Origin of the sequence: Ramlibacter sp. (assembly GCF_035706265.1) — a bacterium.
Classification (GTDB): domain Bacteria; phylum Pseudomonadota; class Gammaproteobacteria; order Burkholderiales; family Burkholderiaceae_C; genus Ramlibacter.
The window spans coordinates 1-8310 of the sequence record NZ_DASSVG010000658.1; the positions used below are offsets into that span (position 1 = coordinate 1).

Annotated in this window: 6 protein-coding genes; 1 reads left to right on the top strand and 5 read right to left on the bottom strand. The window is 73.5% G+C overall.

Translation table 11 applies throughout. From position 1 onward, the window contains the following. Positions 1 to 243 precede the first annotated feature (243 nt). Both VFM98_RS23590 and VFM98_RS23595 read right to left on the bottom strand, forming a co-directional pair. Entirely contained in the window at positions 244 to 4029 is a 3786-nt protein-coding gene (locus tag VFM98_RS23590) for a translocation/assembly module TamB domain-containing protein (protein WP_325112335.1), read from the bottom strand. Further along, entirely contained in the window at positions 4029 to 5798 is a 1770-nt protein-coding gene (locus VFM98_RS23595; protein ID WP_325112336.1) for an autotransporter assembly complex protein TamA, read from the bottom strand. Before VFM98_RS23595 ends, VFM98_RS23590 begins: the two co-directional genes overlap by 1 nt. A 181-nt stretch (positions 5799 to 5979) precedes the next feature. Between VFM98_RS23595 and gloA the strand changes: the two genes are divergently transcribed. Further along, positions 5980 to 6375 (top strand): lactoylglutathione lyase, encoded by a 396-nt coding sequence (gene gloA, locus VFM98_RS23600; RefSeq protein WP_325112337.1) that lies wholly within the window; start codon positions 5980 to 5982, stop codon positions 6373 to 6375. Here the strand turns inward: gloA and VFM98_RS23605 are convergent. The 3 genes from VFM98_RS23605 to VFM98_RS23615 all read right to left on the bottom strand — a co-directional run. After that, positions 6333 to 7181, bottom strand: coding sequence for an alpha/beta hydrolase (locus VFM98_RS23605; RefSeq protein WP_325112338.1), 849 nt, complete (start codon positions 7179 to 7181; stop codon positions 6333 to 6335). The genes gloA and VFM98_RS23605 overlap by 43 nt on opposite strands. Beyond that, complete coding sequence (eda, locus tag VFM98_RS23610; protein WP_325112339.1) at positions 7178 to 7831, bottom strand: bifunctional 4-hydroxy-2-oxoglutarate aldolase/2-dehydro-3-deoxy-phosphogluconate aldolase; 654 nt, start codon at positions 7829 to 7831, stop codon at positions 7178 to 7180. Before eda ends, VFM98_RS23605 begins: the two co-directional genes overlap by 4 nt. After that, on the bottom strand, positions 7822 to 8310 hold a 489-nt coding region (locus VFM98_RS23615; protein ID WP_325112340.1), incomplete at its 5' end, for a dihydroxy-acid dehydratase. The genes VFM98_RS23615 and eda, both read right to left, overlap by 10 nt.

An 8310-nucleotide genomic window follows, 5' to 3' on the forward strand; every position in this document is an offset into this window, starting at 1 on the left:
AACGCGGGGCGCAGTTGAGTGATGCGGGGCGGCAGCGGAACCGATTTTCCGGGGAAGTCCGCGCGTCAGCGCGGACCGGCACCATCGCGGACACGCACCGCGCACCGCCCGCCGCGACGCCCCCCGGCCGACGAGGAGGGCACCTGGATCCCGCGTACGATGCCGCCGGCCCGAAGGAACGCTGGGGTTTCGCTCCGCTCCACCGCCAGCCTACGAAAACCAGCCTACGAGAAACGGCAGCCCTCACCGCCGCCCGATCCCATCGAACGAGAACGTGAAGATCAAGTCCAGCCCCGAGCGTTCGCCCGCCTCCGCGCGCACCGTCACGCGTTGCGAGATGTCATAGAAGATGAACAGCGTGCCGACGGCGCCCGAAAGGCTGCGCTCGTAGGCGGCGTAGAAGTTGTCGGCGAAGCGCTTGCCCAGGCGCACCACGGCGCCGGCGCTGCCTTCGGAGCGCACGGTCAGGTCGTCCAGGCCCAGCTTGCCTGCGATGCCCTTGCCGGTGCCGCCGCGGCCGGCCAGCAACGCCGCGGCCGCGCGCTGCAGCAGCGCCGTCTCGGCGCCGCCGCCGGCGGACGACTGGCCCAGGACGAGGTAGGAGAGCGTCTCCGCTTCGGAGAGGCCCGCCTCCGAGTACAGCTCCACGTGCGGCGACTGCGCGCGGCCGGTCACCTGCACGCCCACCTTGGGCGTGAGGTTGGGCCGGATCGCCAGGATGTCCAGCGCCGGGTTGTCGGGCGCGCCGGTGAAGCGCAGCTCGCCCTTCTCGATGTTCATGCGCTGGCCATAGGCCTCGTAGGTGCCGCCGGCCGTGCGGATCAGGCCGGTGATCTGCGGCAGGCCGGCCGACGCGCCGGCAATCTCCACCGAGCCGACGAGGCGCGTGTCGACACCGCGGCCCGAGACGCGGAAATCGTTGCCGAGGTCGAAGCTGATCTTCATCGTCAGGGTCCGGCCCGCGCTCTCGCTGGGGGCGGGCCGCAGGCGGCGCTCGGCCTCGGTGGCCGCCACGCCCGGCGCGTTGCGCACCACCACGTCCTCACCCAGGCGCGGCGGCGTCTCGTCCGGGATCTGGATGCGCGCGCGGTCCACGCGCAGTTGCCCCGTGACCGTCGTGCCGCTGCGGTCCATGCGCGCTTCGACCGGGCCCGAGACGGTGAGCTGCCGGTCGCTGCGGATGCTGGCGCGCAGCTGCGAGAGCTGCGCGTGCGCCTCGAACACCGGGCCTTCGGAGGTCCACGCGCCTTCGCCGTAGGCGAGCAGGCTGCCGCCCCCGCCTGCGCCCTCGTCGCTGCCGCGCAGCAGGAACTCGCTCACGGTGAGCTTCTGGCCCGCGAGCTGGGCGCGCAGCCGGCCGCCGCGCAGCTCGATGCCGTCGACCACCGAGCGCAAGGCCAGGTCGTCGGCCAGCACCGGGCCCGAGAGCTGGGGCTGCGCCCGCGTGCCGGCCACGGTGATGTCCGCGGTGAGCGAGCCGCGCAGCCGCCAGCCCGGCGGCGCCAGCAGCGACCACACGCCGATGCGCGGCAGCTGCGCCTGCACGCGCCCGGACAGCGGCGCCTGCTCCGGCCATTCCCAGCCGCCGTCGGCGCTGCGGGCCAGGCGGCTGCGGATCTCGCCCTCGGCGTGGCCGGCGCGCTCGCTGTCCCACAGCAGCGAGAGCACGACCTGCTCGCCTTCGGTGGTGAGCCGCACGCGCGCTTCGCGCACGCCGGCGGTCACGCGCGCCGCCGCGCCGTCGACGCTCTCGGCCAGCACGTTGACGTCGCCGCGCACGCGCGCCAGCGTGGCATCGATGCGCGGAGTCTGTCCCAGCACCGTGTTCCACTCGGCATCGAACACCATGTCGCCGGAGAGCGCCGAGCCGGCGAGCTGCGGACCGCCGAACAGCTCGATCCAGGCCATCGGCAGGCCGGAGAGGCGGCCCGAGGTGGTGAGCTGGCCGCGTTCGTGCCGCAAGGGCGTCCAGGTGAGCACGGCGTCCGTCGCCGGTGTGCCGCTGCGCATTGCGGGCGCGCGCAGCAGGGCTTCGCCGGCCGAGAGCGCGAAGCTCTCGCCCTGCACGCGCCACTCCACCGGGCGCTGCAACTGCAGCCGCCACGCGTCGCGCGTGAGCGCCGGATCCTGCACCGTCAGCAGCAGGCGCGCGACCTGGCCGCGCCAGGACGGCGTGCCGCCCAGCGTCCCCGAGAGCTGGCCCGAAGCCGCGAGATCGAACTTGCGCTGGCCCTGCTCCGCCTGCGCCGCGAGTTCCACCGCGGCATCGCGCAGCCGGCCCTGCACGCCCAGCGTCGCCTCGCGCAGCCGCCAGGGCGGCGTCGCGTTCGGGCCGGCGGGCGGCGGTTGCCACGCCAGCGACTGCGCCCGCACGCGGGCCTGCACCGTGGGATCGCGCCAGCCGCCCTGCCAGGCGAGCTGCGCCTGGCCGTTGCCGCGCAACGCCACATCCTTCAGCGCGTCGGCCACCCCCGACCAGCGCGCGAGCCAGCGCTGCGCCGCGGCCAGGTCGCCGGCCGTGATCTCGGCGTTGCCCTGCCCGCGCGTCGCGGAGAGGCTGCCGCGCGCATTGGCGCGCAGGCCGGGCGCCTGCAGCGCGAGCTCGCCGCTGCCGGCCACGTCCTTCAACTTCAGATCCAGCTTGCCCTCCAGGGAGGCATCCGCCGTGCGCACGCGCAGCATGGCGAGTGACAGCGCATCCCCAGCCCAGCGCCCCTTGGCCGCCACGTCCCGCAGCTCCAGTGCCCCGGCCGCCGCGAGCACGCCCGCAGCGGCGCCCTTGCCGCGCCGCGCCCGCGCGCGCGCCGCGCCCGCCTTCAGCGCCAGCTCGAAGGCGATCGCCTCCTGCTCGCCCTCGAGCTCCAGCGGGCCCGTGAGCGGCAGCGGCGCCAGCTGCCGGTGCAGCTGCGCCGGATCGACGCCCTCGATGCGGCCGGCGAAGTGCCAGCCCCCCTCCTTCCAGCGGCCCTCGCCCGTGACGGTGCCGCCGCCCGCCTCGGCGTGCAGGCTGCGCACCAGCGCCGTGCCGCCGCGCCACTCGCCCTCGGCGCGCAGCGCCGCGACCGGCAGCCGGCCCGCATCCCAGGGGCCGGGCAGCGCGTTGCGCACTTCCCCGCGCAGCGCCCACACTGCTTCCGCGAGCGGCGCGACCTCGAGATGGCCCGACAGGCGCGTGCGCGGCGCCTGCGGCCAGAACAGCGCCGCATCGAGCTGGCGGAAATCGGCCTCGCCCTGCGGCACCGGCATTTCGGCGAAGGGCGTGATGCGGGCGGTGGCCGTTGCGTGGGGCAGCGTGGCGGCCTCGGACCCCGGCTGCAGCACCTGCAGCTGCGCCCGCGCATCGATGCCCGCCACGGGCCCCTCGGCGCGCAGCGTGAACTCGATCGGCACCGGCTCGCTGCGCCCCGGCACCGGGGCCTGGAAGCGGCCGGCCAGCTTCGCATCGAGCGTCATCGGCGCGAGCGCGAGCATCCGGCCTTCGCCGCTGTATTCGCCGCCGGCCACCTGCAGCGATTTCAAATTGACACGGTGGTTCAGGCCGTCGAAGGCGTAGTCGCCCGCCAGGCCGCTCGCCTGCAGCTGGAAGCGGCCGTCCCAGGCCAGCTCGCGCACCTGCAGGTCCTCCACCGTCACGCGCCAGGGCAGGCGCAGGTCGGTCGGCGGCTGCAGCGGCGAGTCGCTCTCCGGGCGGCGATCGATCACGCGGGCGCGCGCGACGTGCACCGAGTCGAGGTGCAGCGTCTTCTCCAGCAGCGCGAGCGGCTGCCATTCGAGGCGGATGTCCTCCGCCTCCAGCCGCAGGCCGTCGCGCTCCCAGACGATGCGGCGGATCCTCCAGCCGTGGCGGATCGAGCCCTCCACGCCTTCGGACTGCAAGGGCCCGCCGCTGACGCGCCCCAGCAGCCAGGCGAGCGAGCCTTCCTGGCCTGCCCACCACCAGATGCCGGCGCCGGCGACGATCAGCAGCAGCCCGAGGCCGACCACCAGCCGGATGGTCCAGCGTGCCGCATGCAGGGCCCGCGCCTTCATCAGAACACGAACCCCGCGCTGAAGTGCAGGCGGAAGCGCCGCGGCTGCACGCCGTAGGCGACCGCCGCTTCCACCGGGCCCACCGGGCTGTGCCAGCGCACGCCGGTGCCGACGCCGACCCTGGCGTTGAGGTCGCCGATCTGGTCGGCCACCGAGCCGGCATCGATGAACAGCGTGTGCTCGAACTCCGTGCGCCGGCCGCCGCGCAGGATCGGTCGCTGCCATTCGAGGCTGCCCACCGTGAGGTAGCGGCCGGGGCCGACCAGCCCGCCCGGCAGCGGCACGCCGATATCGAGGAACTTGTAGCCGCGCACGGTGGTGTCGCCGCCGGTGCGGAACAGCTGCGGCGCCGGGATGGTGGCGTGGCTGCGAGCCAGCACCGCGCCCGCTTCGGCGCGCAGTTGCAGCCGCCCGCGCTCCAGCGGCCGGAAGCCGAGCCAGCGCACCACCGTGCGCTGGAAGGGCTGCTTCACGCTGCCCAGCGTGAGGCCGGCCCCGAGTTCGAAGGCGACGCCGTAGCCGCGGGTGGGCAGCTGCAGGTCGTCGAAGTAGCGCCCCGTCCAGATGTAGTTGCCGGTGATGGCCGAACCGTCGCCCGTGTCCAGCGGCGTCAGTTCCACGTTGCGCGGGTTCTGCACGCTGGCGCGCTCGTACTGCACGTAGACGTTGCGGTCGATGCGGTCGCCGTTCTTGAAGCGGCCCATGCGCAGGCGCTGGCTGTGCGTGATCAGGCGGTCGTCATCGAGCTTCTCGCCGCGCGCCAGCACCGACCAGCGCCAACCCGCCTCGTCCGGGATGTCGATCCACTCGGTCTGCGCATACGGGTTCTTGTCCTCGATCTGCAGCTTGGTCACGGCGCGCCAGCCGATCGCGGGCAGCCGGTTGTGCGTGTGCTCCACGGTCGCGCGCGGGCCGCCGTCGGTAGTGAAGCCCAGGCCCAGCACCACCTTCTGCAGCGGCGCCTCGCGCACCGTCACCTGCACCGGCGCGGCCTGCGGGTCCGACTGCGGATCGACGAAGATGAAGGCGGAATCGAAATAGCCGCTGCCCGCCAGGCGGATCTGCGCCTGCACGATCTTCTCCTGGTCGTACACCTGGCCTTCGGGCAGGCGCGCGAGCCGCGGCACCAGCCGCGGGTCGTAGCGCTCGATGCCGGCGACGCGCACGGGGCCGAGGCGAAAGAGCGGGCCCGAATCGAGCCGCAGGCCCAGCCTGGCCGAGGCGTTGGCCGCATCGACGTCGGCGAGGCTGGAGCCGATGCGGCCGGCCGGATAGCGGCGCGCGAGCAACTGCCGCGTGGCGCTGGCCTTGGCCTGGTCCCAGGCCCCCTGCGTGAAGGGGCGGCCCGCGGGCAGCTCCCAGTCGCCGACGATGGACGCGCGCTGCGCGGCGGCGTCGGCGTCCGTGCTGGTGGCGATGTCGCCCTCGAACTGGATCTGCACGTCGGTGACGCGCGTACGCTCGCCCGGCTCCACCTCCACCACCAGGCGCGTGCGCGGCCCCGGCTCGCGCGCGATGCGCACCTGCGGCGCGAAGTAGCCCTGGGTGGCGAGCAGCTCGCGCGCATCCTTGTCGGCCAGCACGATCAGGCGGGCGATCTCGGCGTCGTCGAGGTCGCTCACCTCGCGGTAGCGGCGCAGCTCCAGGTTGCGCTCCAGCAGTTCGCGCAACGCGTCGGGCGCGCGCACGACGAGGTCGAAAGCCTGGGCCCACGCTGCTGCGGGCAGCAGCAGGAGCGCGAACGCGAGCAGTGTGGCACGGACGAGCATCAATTCGACAGCCGGACGCAAAGGACGCAAAGGGTACGCAAAGGGCGCAAAGAATACCTTCAAGGATTTTCGTTTCCCTTTTGCGTCCTCTGCGTACTCTTTGCGTCCTCTGCGTCCGGATGTCCCGGTTGTCCGGAAGTTCCGGTTGTCCGGCTGTTTGTCCCGCGCTCATAATGCACGCATGCGACTCCTCCACACCATGCTGCGCGTGGGCGACCTGCAGCGCTCCATCGACTTCTACACCAAGGTGCTCGGCATGGAACTGCTGCGCACCACCGACCGGCCGGAGCAGAAATACTCGCTCGCCTTCGTCGGCTACGGGCGCAACCCGGAGCACGCGGAGATCGAACTCACCTACAACTACGGCGTCGAGAAGTACGAGCTGGGCACGGCCTACGGCCACATCGCCCTCGGCGTGCCGGACGCCTACGCGGCCTGCGAGCGCATCCGCGCGGCCGGCGGCAACGTCACCCGCGAGGCCGGGCCGGTGCAGGGCGGCAGCACGGTGATCGCCTTCGTCACCGATCCGGACGGCTACAAGATCGAGCTGATCCAGCGCTCCACCGATTCCGAATAGGGCCCGGGCAACCCGAGCTTGCGGTCGATGTCCATGTGGCCCAGGTCCATGGGCCGCACGTCCACCTTGACGCCGCTGCGGGCGGCACGCGCCGCGAAGGCCTGGGCCTGCGTGCAGGCGGTGCCGCCGCGCGTCGAGCACACCGCCAGCATGCGGCGCGCGTCGCGCGCGAACCGGTGCAGCGGCGAGACCGTGCGCCAGTAGGCGTGGAAGTCGCCGAAGGCGCGGTCATAGAGCCTGGCATGCGGCGCGTTCATCAGCGCCGGCACGTCGAACACGGGGTTGTCCAGGCACACGGAGCCGCGCCAGGGATCGGCGCCCTGCTCGCGCGCCAGCGCCGGCTCGGCGGAGAGCAGCGCCACCAGGTGGGCGCCGGAAGAATGGCCCATCAGCACGACCCGCGCCGAATCCGCGCCCCAGCCCGAGGCGCGCCGCTGCACGGCGGCCAGCGCCCGCGCCACGTCGTGCGCCTGCGAGAGCGGATGGGCCTGCGGCAGCAGCCGGTAGTTGGTGGAGACGACGACGTAGCCGAGCGCCGTCCAGTGCCGCACCTTGGCGGTGAGCGCGCTCGAGCGCTTGTCGCCGCGGGCCCAGGCGCCGCCGTGGACATACAGCAGGATGGGTCCGCGCGGCGTTTCGGGCAGGTAGGCATCGAAGCGCTGGCGCTCGTCCTTCCCGTAGGCGACATCGTGCTCGGGCCGCACCAGCAGGTCGCTCATCGCCGCGGCGATGGAATTGTCCTGCTGCGCCCGCGCGCGCAGGGCCGCCAGGGCGAGCGCCGCGTGCAGCAGCGCCCGCCGTTTCATCCGCGCGGCAGGGCCGCCGCTTCGGCGGCCAGTCGGGTGACGCGGGCCCAGTCGCCGGCGAGCATGGCGTCGACCGGGGCGATCCAGGAGCCGCCCACGCAGGCCACGTTGGGCAGGGCCAGCAGTTCGCGCGCATTCTGGCCCGTGATACCGCCGGTGGGGCAGAAGCGCACGTCGTTGAACGGCCCGTTCCAGGCCTTCAGCATCGGGGCGCCGCCGGCCTGCATGGCGGGGAAGAACTTCAGCGCCGTGTAGCCGTCTTCCTGCGCCAGCATGATCTCGCTGCCGGTCGCCACCCCGGGCAGCAGGGCGACGCCGAGGTCGTGGCAGGCCTTGCCCACCGAACGCGTGTAGCCGGGGCTGACGGCGAAACGCGCTCCGGCGAGCGCCGCCGCCTGCGCGTCGGCCGCGCTGCGCACGGTGCCGGCGCCCACCACGGCATCCGGCACTTCCTTGGCGATCGCCTCGATGCAGGCCAGGGCCACCGGCGTGCGCAGCGTCACCTCCAGCATGCGGATGCCGCCGGCCACCAATGCGCGCGCCAGCGGCACCGCATGCGCCACTTCATTGAGGACGATCACCGGGATGACCGGCGCGTCCTCCATCACCTCGCGCGGGGTCGGCCGCGCCGACAGTTCCTTCAGAGCCATGTGCAGGCGCCCTCCTCCGCCATCTTCGCATTGCGCCGGAAGCCGGCGAACAGTTCGCGCCCGATGCCGTGGCCGTTGGCCTCGCGCTGCGCGTCTTCCAGGCGGGCCGGCTGGCGCCGCGCCCATTCGGCGGCGTCGACCAGCGCCTCCAGCTTGCCCGCGGGTGCATCGAGGCGAACGAGGTCGCCATCGCGCAGCAGCGCCAGCGGCCCACCGGCCGCGGCTTCGGGCGTGACGTGGATCGCGGCCGGCACCTTGCCCGAGGCGCCGCTCATGCGGCCGTCGGTGACCAGCGCCACGCGGAAGCCCTTGCCCTGCAGCACGGCCAGCGGCGGCGTGAGCTTGTGCAGCTCCGGCATGCCGTTGGCCTGCGGGCCCTGCCAGCGCACGACGCAGACCACGTCGCGATCGAGCTCGCCGGCCTTGAAGGCCGCCTGCAGCGCCTCCTGGCTGTCGAAGATGCGCGCCGGCGCCTCGAT